This is a genomic window from Flammeovirga sp. AWQ4_249 (assembly GCF_056161045.1).
In genome coordinates, this window is sequence record NZ_JBSWYJ010000028.1 from 45199 (window position 1) to 65796 (window position 20598).

General features: G+C 32.8%; 14 protein-coding genes. 2 read left to right on the plus strand and 12 right to left on the minus strand.

All coding sequences use genetic code 11. The annotated features are described in order from the left end of the window. Positions 1-52: 52 nt before the first annotated feature. The 9 genes from ACXAHM_RS18305 to ACXAHM_RS18345 form a co-directional block, all read right to left on the minus strand. Positions 53-2350: a peptidylprolyl isomerase gene (locus tag ACXAHM_RS18305; protein WP_474962841.1), complete on the minus strand. Its 2298-nt coding sequence runs from the start codon at positions 2348-2350 to the stop codon at positions 53-55. A 174-nt stretch (positions 2351-2524) separates the two neighbouring features. Then, complete coding sequence (locus ACXAHM_RS18310; protein WP_474962844.1) at positions 2525-6370, minus strand: PKD domain-containing protein; 3846 nt, start codon at positions 6368-6370, stop codon at positions 2525-2527. A 175-nt stretch (positions 6371-6545) separates the two neighbouring features. Continuing rightward, the gene (locus ACXAHM_RS18315) at positions 6546-7526 is read right to left on the minus strand and encodes an outer membrane protein assembly factor BamD (RefSeq protein ID WP_474962846.1); all 981 of its coding nucleotides are present in this window, start codon (positions 7524-7526) and stop codon (positions 6546-6548) included. Positions 7527-7785: 259 nt separating this feature from the next. Beyond that, positions 7786-8802 (minus strand): DUF4097 family beta strand repeat-containing protein, encoded by a 1017-nt coding sequence (locus tag ACXAHM_RS18320; protein WP_474962848.1) that lies wholly within the window; start codon positions 8800-8802, stop codon positions 7786-7788. Beyond that, the gene (locus ACXAHM_RS18325; protein WP_474962852.1) at positions 8774-9559 is read right to left on the minus strand and encodes a hypothetical protein; all 786 of its coding nucleotides are present in this window, start codon (positions 9557-9559) and stop codon (positions 8774-8776) included. The genes ACXAHM_RS18320 and ACXAHM_RS18325 overlap by 29 nt, the downstream gene beginning before the upstream one ends. A gap of 12 nt (positions 9560-9571) precedes the next feature. After that, on the minus strand, positions 9572-10096 hold the full coding sequence (locus ACXAHM_RS18330; protein WP_474962855.1) for an RNA polymerase sigma factor: 525 nt from the start codon (positions 10094-10096) through the stop codon (positions 9572-9574). A 68-nt stretch (positions 10097-10164) separates the two neighbouring features. Next, the gene (locus tag ACXAHM_RS18335) at positions 10165-10587 is read right to left on the minus strand and encodes a Fur family transcriptional regulator (protein WP_474962858.1); all 423 of its coding nucleotides are present in this window, start codon (positions 10585-10587) and stop codon (positions 10165-10167) included. Between the two features lie 128 nt (positions 10588-10715). Further along, on the minus strand, positions 10716-11345 hold the full coding sequence (locus ACXAHM_RS18340; protein WP_474962861.1) for a hypothetical protein: 630 nt from the start codon (positions 11343-11345) through the stop codon (positions 10716-10718). 30 nt (positions 11346-11375) lie between these two features. Then, positions 11376-12323 carry an MlaD family protein gene (locus tag ACXAHM_RS18345; protein ID WP_474962863.1) on the minus strand — a complete coding sequence of 316 codons (948 nt, stop codon included), beginning with the start codon at positions 12321-12323 and terminating at the stop codon, positions 11376-11378. A gap of 244 nt (positions 12324-12567) precedes the next feature. Between ACXAHM_RS18345 and ACXAHM_RS18350 the strand changes: the two genes are divergently transcribed. After that, positions 12568-15588: a putative LPS assembly protein LptD gene (locus tag ACXAHM_RS18350; protein ID WP_474962867.1), complete on the plus strand. Its 3021-nt coding sequence runs from the start codon at positions 12568-12570 to the stop codon at positions 15586-15588. A gap of 14 nt (positions 15589-15602) precedes the next feature. After that, positions 15603-16142, plus strand: coding sequence for an acyl-CoA thioesterase (locus ACXAHM_RS18355; RefSeq protein ID WP_474962869.1), 540 nt, complete (start codon positions 15603-15605; stop codon positions 16140-16142). Position 16143: 1 nt separating this feature from the next. On the opposite strand, the gene ACXAHM_RS18360 is transcribed toward ACXAHM_RS18355, so the two are convergent. From ACXAHM_RS18360 to ACXAHM_RS18370, 3 genes are all read right to left on the minus strand, one after another. After that, complete coding sequence (locus ACXAHM_RS18360) at positions 16144-16857, minus strand: response regulator transcription factor (RefSeq protein WP_474962871.1); 714 nt, start codon at positions 16855-16857, stop codon at positions 16144-16146. Positions 16858-16935: 78 nt separating this feature from the next. Next, entirely contained in the window at positions 16936-19623 is a 2688-nt protein-coding gene (locus tag ACXAHM_RS18365; RefSeq protein WP_474962874.1) for a CHAT domain-containing protein, read from the minus strand. 5 nt (positions 19624-19628) lie between these two features. Then, positions 19629-20573, minus strand: a complete 945-nt coding sequence (locus ACXAHM_RS18370) for a hypothetical protein (RefSeq protein WP_474962876.1) — start codon at positions 20571-20573, stop codon at positions 19629-19631. Between the last annotated feature and the right edge of the window lie 25 nt (positions 20574-20598).

Consider the following 20598-nt stretch of genomic DNA (forward strand, 5'->3'; position numbering starts at 1 on the left):
TATACTTGCAATCTGTTCACTTTTAGTTAACATAACCTATCCTAAAATTAAATTAAATGCTTTTATCAACCTTGTATAGTGAGTTTAATTGGATAGAATCAATTACAACTTCGTGTTTCTTATGTAAATGTTGAATCCATTCTTTTTCAAGATACTCTTGATAATCTGCAATAACACTTCCCTTACACTCGTTAAGCGTTTTTACAGTAGGAGGCAATACCTTTGTTACTTCTTCAACGATAAAACGGTTGTTGTTTTCAAAAGTATATCTACCCACTTCCATTTTTACATTGGAAGCGAAAGGTAATTCTTCTTGATTAAATAATCCATCTTTGAAAGATACCGAAAGATTATTTTCAGTGTTTTTGACTTTGATAAAATCATTGGTGTTTGTAGTATAATACTTAATATCAACCACACCACTTTCACCTTCTTCAAAAGCAGGTTTTATGCGTTCTTCAGCAACACCATTTGCAATGTATTGCTTCTTAATATTTTGATATCTTTTTTCTCTTAGAGTAGCAGCTTCGTTTTTAAGATATTCCACATTTAATTTAATAAACAAGCTTGGGTCGTTAATTAGACTCTGAGCACTCGTTTTGATATCTTTAATTCTGCTTTTATATAAATACGAGCTGTTTTTCTTGAAATTAATAGCTGAAACTTCTGAAGGGTAGACTTGATAATAATTCGAATCAAGCATTTCAATTGTTTCGTCCATTAATGCTTTGCTACCGGTATTGTAAATTTTTACTTCAGCACGCTTTTCCCAAACATAATTGTTTTTATTTGCTTCGTAATAATTTTCTAAGCCTTGAGCATCCTTCGTTGCTTTATTCCAAACACAATCTTCCATTACTCTAAATAATAATAAGCCATCCTTGTATTCTTGAGCTAAATGTTTGTACTCAGGATACTTATTTGGAAGGTTTTTCTTCTCTTCTTCTAAGAGTATGATTTCTGAGAAACTATTAAAATGATCCTCTAAAACGACATCTAATTCTTTTCCTTTTGTCTTCTTTTGACGTTCCTCAACAAAAACTAAGAAATCATTTACAGTTACATTTCTTGAGTTTAATGTGAATACTTCTTTTTTCAATACTTTAACAGAAGTTTCCTCATTTCTTTTCCAAGAATTGTTTAAATAAGCACTGTCAACTAATGAAAAAGCAAGCGCTTTATTTTCAGTATTTACTTCGTATTTATTGTCAACTTTAAGTTTTTTGATAAAATCCTTTCGACTTGTTTGTGATCTGCTGTCACGTTTTACTTTCTTGACAAGTGTAGGGTACATGCTTTCATACGAACCTACAGGCTCTTTTTTATAAAGACGTATGATGTGCCATCCAAAATCAGTTTTAACAGGCTTAGAAATATCACCCACTTTATCGAGGTGATTTACGCCATTCATAAACTCTTTTGGTAAACGTAATTGGTTTACTGGAGGAATTAACCCCATTTTACTACTTGATCGTTTGTCATCAGAGAAACTAACACATAGTTCATTCCAATCACCACCATTTTTTAAGCTGTCGTAAATAGAGAAAGCTTTGTTTTTAGCCGCTTCTTGCACTTCATTGGGTTGAGCTGCAGTAGTATTGATCATGATATGTTGTACTTGTACAGTACCATATCTTTCTCTTTTATCAATGACTTTAAGAATATGATATCCGAATCTTGTTTTGATTGGATCGGAAATACTATCGATAGGAGTATAATATGCAGCTTCTTCAAATGGATAAACCATCTGTAAAGAAGTAAAATAACCTAAGTTACCATGATTCTGTCTTGCAGAAGGGTCTTCAGAATATCTAGCCGCTAAATCAGTGAAATTTTTACCATGATAAGCCTCCTCTCTGAGTTCTAAAATTCTATTATATGCTTTTAATGTATCTTCAGGAGTTGCATCTTCAGCTACTTTAATTAAAATATGAGCAGCATTTACTTCCATTTTCTGACGATCATATGCTTGTTTTACAAGACTGTCATTGAAAACAGATTCGGTAAGATAAGGCTCTTCTAATTGGCTTAAATACATTTTATATTCTGATTTAAAATCATCTAATGTGTCATATCCAATATCTACAGCTTCAGCTACTTTTAGCTTGAAATTGATGAAAAGCTCTAAGTAATTGTCAATGCTTTCTTTAGAGTAATAAGCTGAGTCGTTAACATAGTTTTTTTCATATAAATAGATAAAATTTTCTTTCGAAATATTTTGTCCATCAATACTTATAATTTTTTCTTGTTTATCTAAAGATGATTTCTTTCCGAAAGGCATATTTGAGCATGCACTAAAAAGAGTAGAAAGAATTACTGTAATTGTTAGAAGTGTTGTGTTCTTAAGCATAACTGATTAAAAAATAATCCAATTTCGTTTCGTTGGCGTAGTATTAAAGAATGAAATTAGCCTACTAAATACTAAATATGTCCTATTTCTCCTTAAAAATCAAACTATGTATTATAAAAAATGCCTCAAACCAATAGGTATGGAATGAGGCAGAATTGAAATCGTTCTATTTTGCTATTTTTTAATGAATTTTAGTGACTTTACATTCTTTTCATCTTTAAGCTGAATAATATAGAGACCGCTTTGTAATGATGTTACATCAATAGGTTGATTACCTTCTGTATTTCCTTGAATTTGTTGTCCATTTTGACTAAAAATCTTAAATGAAATTCCTCTTTTTTCTAATCCTCCAATTGATATAATTTGTTGTGAAGGATTAGGATAAATGTAAACCTTATCTGTCCATAAATCCTCTTCTAATGAGGTGATTGTAAAATCAAAACATGCCGAAGTCAATGTACAAGATGAATTTGCAATAATTACAACTTTATAACTTCCTGATGCAGTTGGTGTAAAATTTCTATTTGTTGCCTCTGAAATAGATTGATCTCCTTCGTCATTACATGAATACCACTGGAAACTTAAATTACTTCCCGTAATAGAAGCTTCAAGAGTACCAGAGGCTTGAGTAATAGTAACTGTATCAAAGAGATTAATTTGTTGAGTTTGTGTAAACGTTATATTTTCAGAAGAGAAATTCCATGTTACATTCGTACTACTTGTCAAAGGAATGGTGTTGGAGAGCATTGCTTGAAGGGTATCCCCACAATTGGTTACTGCTTTTGGTGCAGTGAGTTGATCAACTTGACAGAAATAAGTTAATGTATCTAGATTACTTACCAATGGAGTAATTGAAGTAGTAGAACATGGCATTGTAAAAGAATGACAATTACTATAAATCTCACAAGTCCCATTACTGATCTTGACTTTATAGTCTCCATCAGCGGTAGGTGTGAAATCTCTCATCGTAGCACCACTAATCATGGAATTATCTGAGCAATCATACCATTGATAGGTAATATTACTTCCAAACAAATTAGCTGTTAAGGTATTTGTTGAGACACTAACGGCGCTGTCTAAATCTAAAATAGTTACATCTTGAGTTTGGGTAAAATAATGACCATTTCCATCAGTGAAATTCCAAGTAATAGTTGTTGCTGAAGTAATAGGGAAAGTGGTAGTCGTTGTTCCAGAAATACTTTGTCCACAATTTGTAGTGGCGGTAGGAGCTGTGATAGCAGTAACTTGACAAGTATCATTTACTGTTGGAAGAGATGCCAGGTCTGGCATTAAACTATTAGGTATACAATTGCTGTTTGATATGATTACTTGAATGTCTGTGGCTCCACCGTATCCAGTTCCACCACAGCCTGTTAAATTGGGAACGTTGTATCTTGTACTTATCCTTAAAGTGTATATACCAGCAGGAACTTGATCCGATATATTTATAGAAAATGTTTGAGAAGTATTGCCTTGTTGACTTGATGTATCAAAAACTTCTTCATTATCATCAAAGTTACCATCTTGATCAAAATCAATATATCCTTTTGTAATAAAGTTTGCTGTAATACTATAGGAACCATTATAAGTTGTGTCAACTTTAAGGAATGCTGCTCCGTCACCAAATTTATTAATGACAGGCGTCGTAATACTTCCATTTGAACCAAAACTTAATGTTGATAAACTAAAATTGTACGGATGTCCTTGTCCGCCGGCATAATCAATCTGTGACATGTCACATGAAGTAGAAAAAGCTTTAATGCTTTCAGTACCTACATTCGTATTGTAATCTGTTCCGGTATAATCAAATGCTCTTACAAAATAGGTTTGTTCAGGGCTAAGTCCATTTATTACAATAGAATCTTCGTTGGTTAACCACCATGTTTTTCCTGTTCCTGCAGAAGAATTATTGGTATATGTTGATCCATCAGATGGTAAAGTAAATTCATAAGGTGTATCAGAGATTTGAAGGATGGTATTGCTATTACTGCCTTCTGTCCATCGGATTAGCGCTTCAGTAGAAGAGGTGGCTATGGAAATATGTTGTACTTGATTGCTATCATATTGTTGTACTGTTTTTACTTTTTTAGAAGAAGAATAAACTTCATAATTATTATCTGATGCATATTTTGCAATCAATCTAAAATAATAAGTAGCACCCGTTTTTAAATTAGCTAAAGTATGTAGATTATTTCCATTCGTCACTTCAAGTTTATCGAATCCACTAACTTTTGCAGAGAAATCTTCATCATAAGCAACATCAAGGTAATAATTGGAAGGTGTTAAAGTTGTACCACTTGGAGCGGACCAACCTACGTTAAAGCCAGTGTCAGAAATGTTAGTAGGGTGTCCTGCAAAATCAGAAGAAGTTGTACCTCCATAAATAATTGCAGACATATCCAATGTCAGTGTAGCTGTTCCTTCTGTAGGGCTTGTTGTACGAACATCATTAGAAGCGTCACCCATTAAAATTCTGACTCTTACTTTTGTATTAGAAAGGGCAGTTTGTGGGATTGTATATGAAAAATCATCTTTATAGGCTCCTGAACTACTTTTAATACCACTCCCTAATTTTTCATTTAACCCATCAAATTTTCCATCATGGTTTAAATCGGCATAGATAGCATAAGTAGAATTGGCATCAGACGGACTACTAAAAGCAAAAGTCCCATTATATGTGGATCCAGCATTCAATATGAAGGTTTCGCACGTTGTGTCATGGTATCCATTGGTTTGACCACCTTCTGTAATGATGTGGTTTCCAAAATTTATTGCTTCAATCAAATCATACCCTAACCAACCATTCGTACTAGGATTAGGGTAGCTTTGCGAATTATTTTTTACTTCAACTACCTTCGTTTTAGTAGCTGTCCCAAATGAATTTTGAACAGTTAATGTTACAGAATAGGTGCCTTCATTGGCAAAAGTGTGAGATGGGTTCTTTAAAGTAGAAGATGTATTGTCTCCAAAATCCCATGACCAAGATGTAGGGCCATTTTCTGATAATTCTAAAAAGGAAATGGATTGTGAAGAACAAGAATTATTGAAATGGAAATCAGCTGTTGGAGTACCAATCGCTATAGATTTTTGATTTAGAATGAGATTTTGTTTATCTGTGTTATTTTGAATATGACCTCTCATTTTATCTACCTGTCCCTGTGTGAATAGGATAGGAGATTGAAAGTAATTCATGAAGTTAAATTTTAAAGCAGTAGAGAATGTACTATTTGTACAATCTTGAGTGCCAATAGTTGTCGTTGTTGGGTAGCTTTGTGGAGGAGTATCACAAACACCATCACCATCTACCGTACAATCTGCATTACTTGGACACGCAGGTGAACTGTTTGTTCCTCCTCCTTGGAAAGTATGAGGAAGAGAAAGGTAATGCCCTGTTTCATGTGCGAATGTAGCTCCATGTAAACTATATGTTGGCATAAAAGCATAGCCAGTTGATGCAAAAGCATATGCACCATTTATATGATTAACGATATATACTCTATAATAATCACTTGCATTATAGGTACCATGATCAGTATCAAATTTTTGAACAATAGCACTTGCAGTTGTACCACTACCAGAGCCACTATTAAAATTAACACCATTGTTATAATTAGTGACAGCAGAACAATCTGACCTTAATACTCCATCAAAAGCATTTCCATCCTTATCTACGGTTGCTAAAACGAATTCGATATTGGTGGTTCCTGCTGAAGCTGCACTATCCGTCAATGTGCCAGAAGTTTTAAACCAATCATTTAAAGCATGGATTCCTCTAAGTAAATTTGTTCTAGATAAATTTAAGCCTTCACCTTCATTTTGACCAGTATGAGCCACCATAAAAACTACTGGTATTTTATAGACTGTAGTAGTATTTAAATCCTGAAAAGAACTTGATTCATCCAAAGCATGAGGATGTTCTTTGATGTATTCTTTTTGATGATGATCGTATCCACAAGGATTTTGTGCATATAAAAAGGAGTAAGTAAAGAATGATAGAATAAATAGTAATATTTTTTTCATGTTGATGGGTAGAATAGTAGTTTTTGTAGTGTATAATTCATTCTATAATTTAAAGAATAGGGAGGAGAAATGCTGATATTCTAAGTTGATTATTTAATAAGTCCAATTAATACTCAGATATGAAAAAAGCCCATTAGGAAAAATACCTAATGGGCTTCTAGTAGTTCAAAGGAACTTATTTATCTTCTCTCTCTTGCTCTTGCGTTTGCTCAAGATTACGAGATCTACGTCTTCTTTCTTTCTTAGACTCTTTAGGTCCTTGTTCTTCTAATTTCTGAGCTTCTTCTTGTGAGATTTTACCAGCAGCAGCTTCTGCTTCGATTTTGGCTTTTTCTTTCTCCCAAGCTTCTTTTTTCAACTGATGTTTCTTTAGATCTTTCTCAACATTCACTACTAGCTTCTCTGCATCAGAATAAGAACTTGTATCAGAATATCTTTCACCAAATTTCTTATAAGTTTTCATAGAAGCTAGATATCTTTCCTCTTGCTTACTAAAAACAGACATTTTAGCCAATTCATATTCAGCTTCCATTTTCTTATACATTACTTCAGGTTTGAAGTCTGAATCTGGATAATCCTTCATGAAGTTTTCATAAGCGACAGCTGCAGCTTTATAATAACGAAGGTGAGAATATTGCTTTGAAATTTCAAAAGCTTTTAATTCCAATCTAGCACGAAGTTCATCAATTAAATCATTACACTGTTGAGCATATTGACTTGTAGGATAACGGTTGATGAAGTTTTGTAACTCATCGATAGCTGTTTCAGTACCCGATTGATCTAGATTGTAATCCGGCGTGTCTTTGTATAAAGAATAGCCATTCATAAATAATGCTTCCTCTGCAAATGGGCTTCTGTTGTATGTTTCAAAGAAGCTTTTGAAATGGTGGGCAGCAATTAAATATTGTTTTTGCTCATATTGACTATAAGCATAGTAAAACTGAATTTTTTCATATTCAGCAGCACCTACAAAGGCTCCCATAATGTCTTCAAATAAAACAGAAGCTTTGTAAAAATCTTGATTGTCGTAGTAGTTTAGAGCAGCATCATATTTCTCATTGATGTCTCTACTTTTTGATATTTTGGAAAACTTAGAACAAGAGAAGGATAATGTTCCTGCAATTGCACAAGCTAATATGATATTCTTTCTTAACATAACTGCAAAGCTAGATTTGTGGACCCTTAAATAAAAAAGAATTAGTTGCTTTATCTTTTGAAATTTGCTAATTCACTGATATAAGGAGAATTAATTTTTGACCACAAATCAATGATTTTATAACCGACGCGAAATTTAGCGTAAAAATAATAATATACTAACACAAAGACCCCCAATTTCTAAAAAAGGAGGTCTTTAAACTAAAAAAAAATCTTAAATAAATAATATTGAATGAAATCTTGAGAATTTAGTAGTTTGATTAATTGAATTTAATACTACCGTAAGCTGATTTTACATAGATCTTTTTTGAAGAATCTTTATCTAATCTGTAGCCAGTATATTCGGCAGAAGTATTGTGTTCAATAGATTTCATGATCTCGATACCTTCTATATTATTTTTAAAGCTACCATATCGAACTTGTGCCTCAAATTTGAAATCTGTTTTGTCACTAAATCCAATTTTTATAGAGCCATAAGCGGAATCGGCATTTATTTGCTCAAAATCTTTACCTACTTCACCAACTTTTATGCTACCATAATCTGATTCATAATCTAATGCAGTTCTTAAAGTATTTATTTCTAAGTTTGAGTAGGCAGATTCACCTTGGATAAAACCAGCAGTTCCAATGTATACATTCCCGTATTTATCATCGATCTCTAAGTTATTTACTTGCCCAATATTCAACTTACTTAAATAACGCGTTCTTATCTCTCCATTTTCAATAAAGTCAATTTCACCACTACCGTAGCTTATTTTGATTTCATTTGAACTGCCATTAAGATCACCTGTTTTCAATGCACCATAGGCTAAGACAATATTGGTATCACCACCAATTGCTGAAGTATTAATTGACCCATACTTATTTTCTAAGTCAGCATTGATTTTTTCAGGAGCCTTAATGTTATACATAATCTTATATCCTTTCTTACTGTTGTTGTTTTTTAAGGAAGGAACATATGTAATAAGCGTAACATCATAACCACTTGATTGGTCTGAGACCTGTATTTGTTCTAGTAATTCTTTCGCATCTTTGACATTTTTGTGCCAAGCTTGAATAATAATTTCTACCTCTATTGTCTTTTGTTCTTTCGATGTCTCAATATTGATATCACCAAATTTATTTTCAATACTTAATAAAGTTGTTTCGTCAATTTTATCGTAATTTTTATTGATTACTTTTTCTTGTAAGTTAGGATTTTGCGTTCCAGCAATCGCGAAATTTGTTCCTAAAATGACGATAAATATATTAAATAGAATAATGTTTAACTTCTTCATAATCCATTTGTGGTTTTCTTGCGTTAATGATAATTTCCATTTGTTTGTTGAGTAGTTCAATTTGTAATTCTAAATTAATTACCATTTGTCTTCGAACTAACTCCGGTTCAGCACTCTTTTCTTCTTCTTTTTTTAATTTGACATACTCTCTTTGTAATTGTTTTAATTGATCATTGAAATCGTCTAACAGCTTTACATCTTCAAAATGGAGAGCATTAATCTGCGTTCTTTTATTGGAGATCATTGTCATATAATAACCTTCCGCTTGACTCCATTCATTTTTGACACTAGTAGAATTTGTATTTTGATTTGTGTTGAAATTCCCTTTTCCAAACCAGCCAATACCGATACCGATAACAAGCATTGCCGCAATAGAAGCCCACATTTTGTTGACTGTGAATCTTATTTCTTTGGTTGGCTTTTGTTCTGTGACTTTTTTATTGTCATCTTGATCTAGTTCAGCTTCTATTTTATCCCATAAACCAGAAGGGGTATCAAATTTATCAAAAGAAGTATTTTCTAAAGCTTTTTCTTCTTTGTGTACACTTGATAAATTATTGTTTAATTCTGATTCAATTCGTGACCATATTTTGTTAGAAGGTGTGTAAGTGTCATTCAATTCTGAACGTACACGGACAACTTCTTTTTCGATATTGTCATTAAGAATTTCTTTAAATCTTTGGTCGCATCCTTTTGAAGGCGAAAGTACATCTAACTTCGCTCTGTTCTCAAGGATGAATCTTTCTAATTTTTCCATCTTTAGAGAATTTTAAAGTGATACTTTGAGGATATCTTTTAATTTTTTCTTTGCTCTGCTGTATTGTGACTTTGAAGCGGACTCACTGATATTTAAAATCTGACTGATTTCTCTGTGATCATAGCCCTCCAATAAATAAAGAGAAAAGACGATACGGTAGCCGTCAGGTAATAGTTGGATTGCTTCTCGAATTCTATCAATATTAAGAATAAGGTCAATGTCAGCATCTTCTTCCTCTACAAGGTCAGGCATGCGTCCTTCTTCCATTTCTACTAATTCAAGTCTTCTTTTTTTGACATGATTAATAGAATGATTCACGACTATTTTTTTTAGCCAAGCCCCAAAAGAGGATGTTCCATTAAATTGATGGAGATTTCTAAATGCACTTAAAAATGCTTCTTGTAAAATATCTTCTGCTTCCTCAAGATTATTGATGATGCGTACGCAGATATTATACATTGCTTTTGAATACTGTTGATAGAGCTCAAATTGAGCTTTTCTATCACCCTCTTTACATCTTTCGATTATTGCTGTCATACCATTTTCTCTTATTTATCTTAAAAGACAAGGTAAGATACGGAGGGTTGCACGAACTCAAAAAAAAATTACTGATTACAATTTTTACAAGTACCTAGAATAAGATAGTTTGTTTCTTTAGAAGTGTAGCCTTCAGGTAAAGTAACAGGAGAGATCATCAATTCATCCATACATTCAGTATTGCCACATTGTTGACATTTGAAATGCACGTGATCATGACTATGGTGAGTACTAGAACAATGTTCACTATTACACATTGCATATTTTACAAGAGAGTTTTCATCAATCACTCTGTGTAGGATACCATTTTCAATAAATGTTTTTAGCGTTCTATAAATCGTAGCACGATCACATAACCCAATAAGCTTTTCTTCAATAACATTTTCACTCAATGCAATATTTGTATTCATGAAGATGTTTAAGATACTTATTCTTCCTGCAGTTCTTCGCAGTTTATAATCATTTAATATATCGATGGCTTTTGTACTCATACTGCAAAAATACTTGATTGAAGTCTAAATACATATAGTAAAGTATAAAAAAAATTAGAATATAGATTAATAAAAAAGCCTTATATCCACTTGAGATATAAGGCTGTAAACTATTTTTTATGCATTTCTTAATCAATCACAGTACCTGAACGGATAGTGAAAGAATCACAGAAAGCATTAAAAATTGGTACATTGTCAATTTCCAATGCTACACCAATTTCTCTAATTTTTTGTAATTCGACTTCAGTAATTGCTCTTTCATTTAACAAATCATCATCTTCTTCCATAAATAAGAAAGAAATAAATTTAACGAAGATAAATGGAGCATTAAGAATATCTCTTTTTAAATCCCCTGTTAATGAATCAGGGTTTTTAAGTGTTTTCAAAATAACATTATTTGCTTTCAATGAAGAATGCATTGTTAATTTGATTAACTCATAAAAACGGTTTTCCCACTCATTAAAATTATAAGCCAAGTATTTAAGGGCAGGGGCTAAAGGGTCATTTTTTTGGAAGAAACTTCTACGTGATAATTTTCTAGCTTTTCTTCTTAGCGTAATTTCTTCATAATGACTCACACTACCATTTGCAAGTGCAATACCAATAGAAGGAGTAATAAGAATGATGGAAATAAAATCATCATCACTTAAATCCATAAAAGCAGGATCTACCTTTAAGAAATCTTTTTTTAATGCTTGCATCACACTAAAAAACTCAACATCTCTAACCAGCGTAATTAATTCACTACCTGTAATCATTAATTTATTATTTAAATATTCGTATTTCTATTATTTCTTTTTCTTCTCTTTCGGGGCTTTATCAGACTTACCAAAAACAGAGAAGTGGATGTAACGCTTCGGATGTTCTTGGAAATCGATAAATAAAGAATCTAAATCAGCCATTGTTTTTACCATTTGATCGTGTAACTCTCTTTCCGTAAGTAAAGCACCGACTGTACCCTCAGGGTTGTTTACATTATCCAAAGTTGTATTGGCATTAGCTAATAAATCTTTGGCTTCTTTTACCATTTGTGCCAATGGAGCATCTTGTAATGAGTCAGCCACATGATCCAATTTGTCTAACATTGGTTCTAATTTCGCTGAAGCAGCAGAAAAATTAGTGGTCATTACTTCTAAGTTGGATAAAGACTTTTTTAAATCTCCATTATTAACAGTATTCAGTGTCAGTTGTGCTTTATGCAATAAAACATCTGCACTTTCACCAGCCTCTTTGAATTGAGACATCATTAGTTTAGCCGTGTCAAGTGTAGCTTCTAGATTGGCAAACAATGGGTCAGCCTTCTCCATTAAAGCAGCAAACATGCCATCCTCAACACCACCTTGAATTGTAGATTGAGGAGAAGCGACTTCACCTTGACCATCTGTTCTAAGGATTACTTGCTTATCACCTAACATACCTTTGTCAGCGATAACGGCAATAGTATTTTTGTAAACTTTAATTTCTTCATTGATTTCCAATGACACTCTGACCATATTATTTTGGTTTTGCAGAAGCTCCATATTAGAGACTCTTCCAACTATATAGCCATTTATAGTGACATTATTAGAAACCTGTAAGTCGGCAGCAGTAGGGTATTCGACGTAGTAGACATTTTGATCTGAAAAAATATCAATCCCTTTTAAAAAATTATAACCGATGTAAAGTACGATTGCTGTGATAGTTGCAAAGATACCTACTTTAACTTCGTGTGAAAATTCTACTTTGATCGTGGACACAATTATTAATTTTGTTTTGAAATCTTATTTGTTCTAATGTAGCTTGCAGCTTTATTATTACTACTCAAATTTATCAAAGAATATCATTTATTCTATATTTCTTTCCATTTTTGATAATGAAGACTCGAAATAATCACTTAAATTTGTCATACTTGACTTTCAAAACGTCATCTAATACATGATCTGTACTTATTTCAAAAAAATATATTTACTTAATTTTTTGCAAAACCTATTGTATATACTAGTGGGTGCTTTATTTTTTGTGACATTTTCGTCATCGGAAGCAAAGGCTAGTGAATATACATTTTCTACGGAAGAAGATGTGTATTTCAAAATAGAAAATGATACTGCTAAAGTAAGAGCAGCGACTAGACAACTGTCGGAAACGTTATTTCGATTAAAAGAAAAAACAAGAAACAACCTCATTTATGAATATGGTATTGCAATGCGATCTTTTGCCGATACGACATTGTTTAGAGGAGATAGAGATTTACAAGAGATTAGAGAAGAACTTTCCGACCCTGCAACTGTAGACAAAATCAATAACCTTGATGCCGCATTAAAATCTACTGATCCCGCCGAATGGGAGGCAGTCAAAGCTTCAGGTATTTTTCAAGAGTTGGATGAAATCGTTTTCAATTTCAGTTATTTTGATATTCCTCCAGAAGATATTATTGAAACCTTAGATACTTGGAAAAAAGAAGGTGATGAAGGAATTACAGTACCTGAGCAAGACTTTGATGAGGAATTACTTTATGATGCAGATTCTATTAATTATGTAGTACGTACATCTACCATGTATCTATATGGTAATGCTGAGGTAGAATATGGACAGCAAAAATTAGATGCTGGAGATATTGAGATGAATTTGGTTACTCATATTTTGACCGCAAAAGGTATTCCTGATTCTGTAGGGGTAATCGTTCAGAAACCTTTATTCAAAGATGGAGAGTCTACGTTTAACGCCAATGAGATGATCTATAACTATGAAACTGGAAAAGGTTTGATCAAAGGTATTGTGACAGAAGAAAGTGATGGTATTATTACATCACAGACCGTAAAGAAAACTGCAGGTCCTGACATGTATATGGGCGACAATGTATATACTACTTGTCGATTAGATCATCCTCACTTTGGTTTCAGAACGAAGAAATTAAAATTAGAACCAGAAAAAAATATTGTTTCAGGACCTTTTCTTGTGGAATTAAATGAGACTCCACTTCCTTTGGGTTTCTTTTTTGGACTTTTTCCAGCATCAACAAGTAATACTTCTGGTTTTGTAATGCCAACTTATGGTGAATCAACAGATAGAGGATTTTACTTAAGAGATGGTGGTGTTTTCTTGGCATTGACAGATTATTTCAATTTAACAGTGTTAGGTACTGCTTATACTCTTGGTGGTTGGGGTTTGAATGTTTCTTCTCAATACCGTAAAAGATATGCTTTTAGTGGTAGTACTCGTTTTTCTTATGTGAATAACTTATTCCAAGAAAATGATGGAAGTATAACTACACAAACTGATTATCAAATCCAGTGGTCACATTCTCAAGAAAGCAAAAAGAATTCTCGTTTCTCAGCTAATATTAATATTGCCAATTCAGAATACAATAGAAACAACTCTCAAAATGCAAATGATTTCTTACAATCATCAATGAACTCTTCATTGAGTTACAGTAATAATTTTGCATTGGGTAATATAAATATGTCAACTACGGCACAGGCGCGTTATCAACAAAATGTGCAGACAGGAGAGGCTACTTTAACACCTGAAGCCAGTTTTAACGTTTCACGTACACGTCCTTTTAAGTCATTATTCAAGAAATCGAATGTGATTTCAGAAATAGGATTTACCTATAACTTAAGAGCAAGTGGATCTGTTTCCAACAAACCAAGTGGAGGAGATTTACCTTTTGATGTGATTGGTGCAGATGATGTAGATGATGATGGTTTAGATGAAGATGGTAAATACCCTGATTTATTAACCAACTTTGGCGATTATGCAGATGATTTTGAATGGGGGATTACACATGATATTCCAATCTCAACACAGATGAAGGTTTTAAAATATTTTACTATATCACCATCCTTTAACTACAAAGAAACATGGGTTCCTTATAGTTATGATTATACTTATATCGAAGAATTGGATGCTGTAAAAGTAGATACCTTAAATGAACTTTCTAGATATAGTGAGTATTCAACTTCAGTTGGTATGAACACAAACATGTTCATGTTCTACAACATGAAAGGTGGTTCAGTGATTCGTCATACTTTACAGCCAAGTGTATCGATGAGTTTTAGACCTGCCTTTGGGGATCCAAACTTTGATTATTATCAAAATGTACAAACGGATAAAGATGATGTAAATGGTACACAAGTATTTAGATCATATGGAGATTTCTTCAGAGGTCCTTCTACTCAACGAAGTAGTACATTAAGTTTTTCACTTAATAATGTAGTAGAACTGAAATCCGGAAAGAAAGATGAGGAAACCGGGAAAGCTAAGAAAACAATGCTTTTGAATAACCTACAATTCTCTTCTGGATATAATTTTGAAGCTGATTCTTTGAATTGGTCAAATATTAATGCAGGTTTTAGAACGACACTTTTAAAGAAAATAGACGTATCCGTTCAGACACGTTGGGATCCATATAAATACGTAGTCACAAATACTGAGTATGATGCAGATGCCAAAAAAGAAGTAGTGACATCTCAATATAGATCAAGATTCACACTTTGGGAAACTGATAGAAAAATTGCCGACTTATCAAGTGCAACCATTTCATTGGGAACGCGATTAGCACCAAGAGGAGCCAAGAAAAAACAGGAAGAGAAATTAGATGGTTTACAACCAAGGAATGAAATGGAACGTCAGATGCTTGAAGAGATGAGACGTAACCCGGATTTGTACCTTGACTTTGATATTCCATGGTCACTCTCTTTAAATTATAACTTAAATTATAGCAAGACAGGTGAAATGGAGTCTACAATTACGCAGACTTTTACTTTCTCTGGTGATGTTTCACTTACCCCAAAATGGAAGTTCGCTTTCCGTTCAGGCTATGACTTTAAAGAAAAATCATTCTCATATACTTCATTCGATATAACAAGGGATTTACATTGTTGGCAATTAACAGCTAACTGGATTCCATTTGGACCTCGACAATCTTATAATATTACGATTGCTGTGAAAGCGGCTATGTTACAAGATTTGAAGTGGGAGAGACGTAACTCATGGATCGATCGTAACGATAGATTCCAATAAAAAAATACCTAAATATGCCCTTTTATCACGACCTTCAGAAAAGCTATCCTAAAGAAACGGAATCAAGAGTGATTATTCGTTTTCAAGATTGTGATCCTTTTCGTCATTTAAATAATGCCAAGTATTTTGACTATTTTTTCAATGCTAGAGAAGATAGAGTTCCGCAATTATACGGTTATAATACTGCTGATATTTACAAAGAATTTGGAACTGGTTGGGTGATTTTTAATCATCAAATCTCTTATTTGAGAGGAGCTGTAGTAGGTGAGTGGGTAAGGATTAAATCAAGTATTATTGCTGTTGATCATAATTCTATTGTTGTGGAATATTACATGATGGATGATGCAAAGTCACAACTTAAGACGGTACTGTGGTCTAAAATGAGATATATAGAAGCAAATTCTGGAAAAAGTACAGACCACCAAAAAGAAGTCTACGAATACATTGATGCCATTCGTAACAAAGATGTGGATATCACTAAAATTTCATTTGAGGACAGAATTACTCAATTGAAAGAAAAAATCACAGGAAAAAAAGAAAAGAAAAAGAAATAATTTATGCACTTGATCGTGTGGTAGAAATAGCATAAGAAATCTCTTTCGTTATTTTATCAAGGTCATATGCACTAGTTTTGAGATGTGATAAGATCTCTTTATTGATAGATGCATCATTATCATTGAAAAGCTCCAAGAGGCCCATTATTCGACATAGTGGGCCTCTTACTTTATGAGAATTGAGGTAACAATATTTTTCAATTGCCTCATTTTGACTTTTTAATATGCTTTTTAATGTTTCAAGTTCTTTGATTAACCCTTGATCATCACTTTTTACATCCACTTTAGAGATACTATCATTGATATTTTGCATAAACATCATGATTTCTCTTTTAAGTACTTCTATACGATTGACTCTTGCAGATATGCTCTCTAACAATTCTTCTTTTGTAAATGGCTTTGTTAAGTAATCGTCAGCCATCAAGTTCATACCCTTCCTAATATCTTGTTTATCACTTTTTGCAGACAAAAAGATAAAAGGGATACCTACTGCTAATGGATTTTTTCGTAGTTCTTTTAAAAATAAATAGCCGTTCATTGCAGGCATCATGACATCACATAAGATAATATCAGGAATTTTCGATTCTATTATTTTAAGCGCTTCAAGTCCACTCTGTGCAGCAAGGACTTTGAAATCATTTAATTCCAATAAGTCAACAATACTGTCCAGCAGATTTTTCTCATCATCTATAACTAATACAGTCGTTTCGTTCATACTTGATTTCTATTTAGTTTTTGGGGTAAAAAACACTTCTAGTCAATCATATGAACATTAACAAACGTTTATTAGTTCCTAATGCCGCCCAATTAGTGTAAAAGGAGCCCAATAATAGGGGCTAAAGTATAAACCTTCTTCAATTAATTTAATTTTTGCCTTCTGAAGAGCTACAGAAATAGGTATTTCATCTGTAATTTCTTGATATAAATACTGCATCATCAGAGCAGTAGAAAGGTCATTGATTGTCCATAATGATACAATAGAGTTCTTACTTCCAGCGTATTTCAGGGCTCTTGAAAGTCCAATTAATCCTTCTCCTTTACTTAATTTACCAAGTCCTGTTTCACAAGCAGATAATGTTACTAATTCTACATCTAAATCAAGGTTATAAATTTCTGAAGCGTGCAATAATCCTTCTTGCCCTTCCTCATCCATCAAATAAATATAGGACTGATTAGGGTGTTCTTCATCTACAAACCCATGTGTAGCAAAATGTAAATAAGTGAAGTTTTGAATACTATCCTTTTTTAGAATGCTTTTCTTTGCATTTTTATAGGTGTATGCCTTTGCTTCCCACTGATGTTGCTCGAACATATTTGAAATTTCTCTTACTTCAGAGAGTGTCCCAAACAAACTGTTTAAAACTTCTTCACCTGTAGAATCTTGAAAAACAACAGGAGCGAAGGAAGCGATACTAGGTGTTTTTTCTATTGGTTTTTCATCTGTTGCAAATGCTAATGTTGCTGAGAAATTATAACAGATAGCATAATCATTAATCAAGAATGGATATTTTTTTAATGGGAGATTTGTGTCATAAACTTCTTCTGTGAGCATAATATCCATTGGTATAGTATTGATTTGCCCATCCAATAAGAAAGTAATTTTATTGATTTTACTTGGTAATGTAAAAGGGAATAAAATAGGTGAAAGATAATTGGTTGACATAATAATGATTTCATCAAAATTAAATTTCAAACCTGTTTCCAAACTGATAATTTCATCTTTTACATTATCATCAAAAGTTTCGGTGAAATAGGTAATCTTTCCTTTTGAAATGAGAAAAATATAGAGTAATTCTTCCTTTTCAGAAATAAAATAACTGATAAGAATTTCGTCATCACTGATCTTTTCTTGAATTTCTTTATAAGTAATACTTTCTTGATTGTATTTTAATTCATAATACTTAGGGTAATCGGATTCTAATGCTTTAATGTGAGCATTTAGAGTTGATTGAGTAGAAAACAACTCTTCTTCAATCTTAGGAAGTGAATTGGCATCCGCTTTCAGAGCCTGTTGTTCTAATGAATAGATCTTCTCCTGTAAAGTATTTTCCTTATCGATTAATTCTTTAGGAATGCCTGAAAATGATTTTGCGTTTGTTTCTTGAATAGATTCTAGCAAAGAGGCCGCCTTACTCCATTCTACAAAATTAAAAGCCTCTTTAACCCATTTACCTTCACCCACTGAAGCATCAGCCATAGATAAACATAGATGTATGCCATCAGAATAAATGTCATTGGTAATGGCACTTAAACGGATTTTATCAGCCTTATTTTTTTGTGTAGTTCTTACTTTTTGAATAATCTGATGAGCGAGTTTCAGTCCATCAATACCAACCATTAAATCTTTTCTTTTTAATGACTTTGTAAAGTGTCTCTTTTCTAATGCTACCGCTTTCTTTTGAAGTGCAGAAATCGTAATAAATGGACTGATATAATCATTAGCTTGAGGAGTAGCATTAATATTTTCATTTTCGAAAGATTTACTGTTTGCTATTAAAGCTTTCTGATAAAGTTTTAATGCTTCTTTTGTATTTCCTTGATCATAGCTTATTTCACCAAGCTTAAGAAATATATTCGCAATTTCTGGATGTTTTAAACCAAAAATCTCTTGATAAGATGCTCTTGCAAATTCATAATATTCTTTTGCTAGATCTGCTTGATTATTTTTTAGGTAGGCATCTCCAATATTGATATTTGTAAACGCAACATTAGGGTGATCACTACCATATGTTTTTTCCCAAATGCTCGATGCTTTTTCGAATGAAGTAATGGCTTTATCTAAGAAGAAATTCTTTTCGAATACAATTCCGAGATTTGTGTAAATAGAAGCCATATTTGGATGATCTTCATTGGGATATAAAGAATTATATTCTTGAAGTGCTTGCTCATAATAAAATTGAGCTTTGTAAGTGTCTGTAGTACTGTAGACTAATCCAAGGTTAATATTACAATTAGCAATTCCTAACGCATCATCAATTTGTTTATTTAATAATAATGCTTGTTTAAGATAGTCTGAAGCTTCATCAATAGATCCCAACTGCCAATAAGAAATAGCAGATAAAGAAAGGTTTTCGATAGTTATCGTAGTCTTTAGTTTAGACTCCTGATATTTATTTAACGTTTGATAGCCATTTTCTAAAGCTTCAAGAGCCTCATTTGGATAACCTTGACTTTGTAATAAAAAACCTCTGGCGTTGGCAATTTCAACAAGTGTTATATCTTCAGTTTTACTTGCTGAATCTAGTAAATTAAACGCTAGTGTATATAATCCATTTTGCCCAAGAATCTTAGCAGTCCAAGCTCTTCTTCTATTGTCAAGAGTAGGATCATTAGCATCAATTTTTTGAAGAAATGCCATCGATTTATCGAAGTCTCCATACTGATAATAATTGATGGCACTATCTAAGCTACTATCTTGAGCCTGTGTCGAAAGCTGAAAAAATAATAAACCAAAAGTAATATAAAGTAATCTATGAAGCATACTGCTTAGAATTGATGTTTAATTAAAAAATTGAATACATAATCTCGAGCAAGACCATCAGGGTTAAAAGCTCTTTGTTTAGTGGCATAAGCAGCGATTGCACCAATACTGAAATGAGGTGAAAAATTATAGCTCCCTTCAAATAGAGCATTCACAGTAAATCCTTCTGATCCATCCAAATAATAATCCCCATTATTTAAGCTTTCCACGTATGTTCTTTCTACTTTATAAATAGCAAGTACAGATGGAGATAATGTCCATTTTGACGTGCGTAACGTATATTTTAATCGTCCTGAAACATCTGTTTTTCTATCTAGATGCCTAGAAGCAGTGTACCACGTTTGCATCCATTCATAGTTAGGTTGATCTGCCCAATAATCTGGATCATATTCATGATTTTCTAAAGTAGTCAGCGGTTGTTGGATACCTACTGAAAGATGCCAAGCTTTGGAGGTAATGGCAATACCAAATAAAGCATCATAGGTACCTAATGAAGTATTATAAAACATAGGCAAGGGGAGACCATCCATAGATGCTGTAGCATCAGAAGTAGGAATTTTTGTACCCAAAACTGTTGAAATTTGCCATGTGTCATTTTGAACCAAGGCATAACTCCATGCTAAAGTAATATCAGCAATACCCATTGTTGTCGTCAAAGGACTATCTTTTATAGAGTAAGCCGTTTTGAACTGAAAACTACTTCTGTCCGAAAGGTTGTAATTGATTGCCAAACTGATACCTTGATCAGTATGAGTTTCTTTATATACTTGATAAAAAAACATATAATCGAAGGAGAATTTATTTTTGACATACGCGTGTCTTGTTCCATCATTTTCTGGATTAAGTGCACCTGTTGTACAGATACCTGCGTCACTACATCCTTGACCGAAGGTTAGATTTTGGTGAATAAATATGAAAGTTAAGCTTAACGCTAAAAAATATTTTGTCATCAGAAAAAAGATAGTGTATAAACAA

Excerpts from the sequence above, each read along its gene's own strand:
- ACXAHM_RS18320 (WP_474962848.1), bottom strand. The coding sequence starts at position 8,802 with ATGAAGAAGTTAAACATTATTCTATTTAATATATTTATCGTCATTTTA.
- ACXAHM_RS18325 (WP_474962852.1), bottom strand. The coding sequence starts at position 9,559 with ATGGAAAAATTAGAAAGATTCATCCTTGAGAACAGAGCGAAGTTAGAT.
- ACXAHM_RS18340 (WP_474962861.1), bottom strand. The coding sequence starts at position 11,345 with ATGATTACAGGTAGTGAATTAATTACGCTGGTTAGAGATGTTGAGTTT.
- ACXAHM_RS18315 (WP_474962846.1), bottom strand. The coding sequence starts at position 7,526 with ATGTTAAGAAAGAATATCATATTAGCTTGTGCAATTGCAGGAACATTA.
- ACXAHM_RS18305 (WP_474962841.1), bottom strand. The coding sequence starts at position 2,350 with ATGCTTAAGAACACAACACTTCTAACAATTACAGTAATTCTTTCTACT.
- ACXAHM_RS18335 (WP_474962858.1), bottom strand. The coding sequence starts at position 10,587 with ATGAGTACAAAAGCCATCGATATATTAAATGATTATAAACTGCGAAGA.
- ACXAHM_RS18355 (WP_474962869.1), top strand. The coding sequence starts at position 15,603 with ATGCCCTTTTATCACGACCTTCAGAAAAGCTATCCTAAAGAAACGGAA.
- ACXAHM_RS18310 (WP_474962844.1), bottom strand. The coding sequence starts at position 6,370 with ATGAAAAAAATATTACTATTTATTCTATCATTCTTTACTTACTCCTTT.
- ACXAHM_RS18370 (WP_474962876.1), bottom strand. The coding sequence starts at position 20,573 with ATGACAAAATATTTTTTAGCGTTAAGCTTAACTTTCATATTTATTCAC.
- ACXAHM_RS18360 (WP_474962871.1), bottom strand. The coding sequence starts at position 16,857 with ATGAACGAAACGACTGTATTAGTTATAGATGATGAGAAAAATCTGCTG.
- ACXAHM_RS18365 (WP_474962874.1), bottom strand. The coding sequence starts at position 19,623 with ATGCTTCATAGATTACTTTATATTACTTTTGGTTTATTATTTTTTCAG.
- ACXAHM_RS18330 (WP_474962855.1), bottom strand. The coding sequence starts at position 10,096 with ATGACAGCAATAATCGAAAGATGTAAAGAGGGTGATAGAAAAGCTCAA.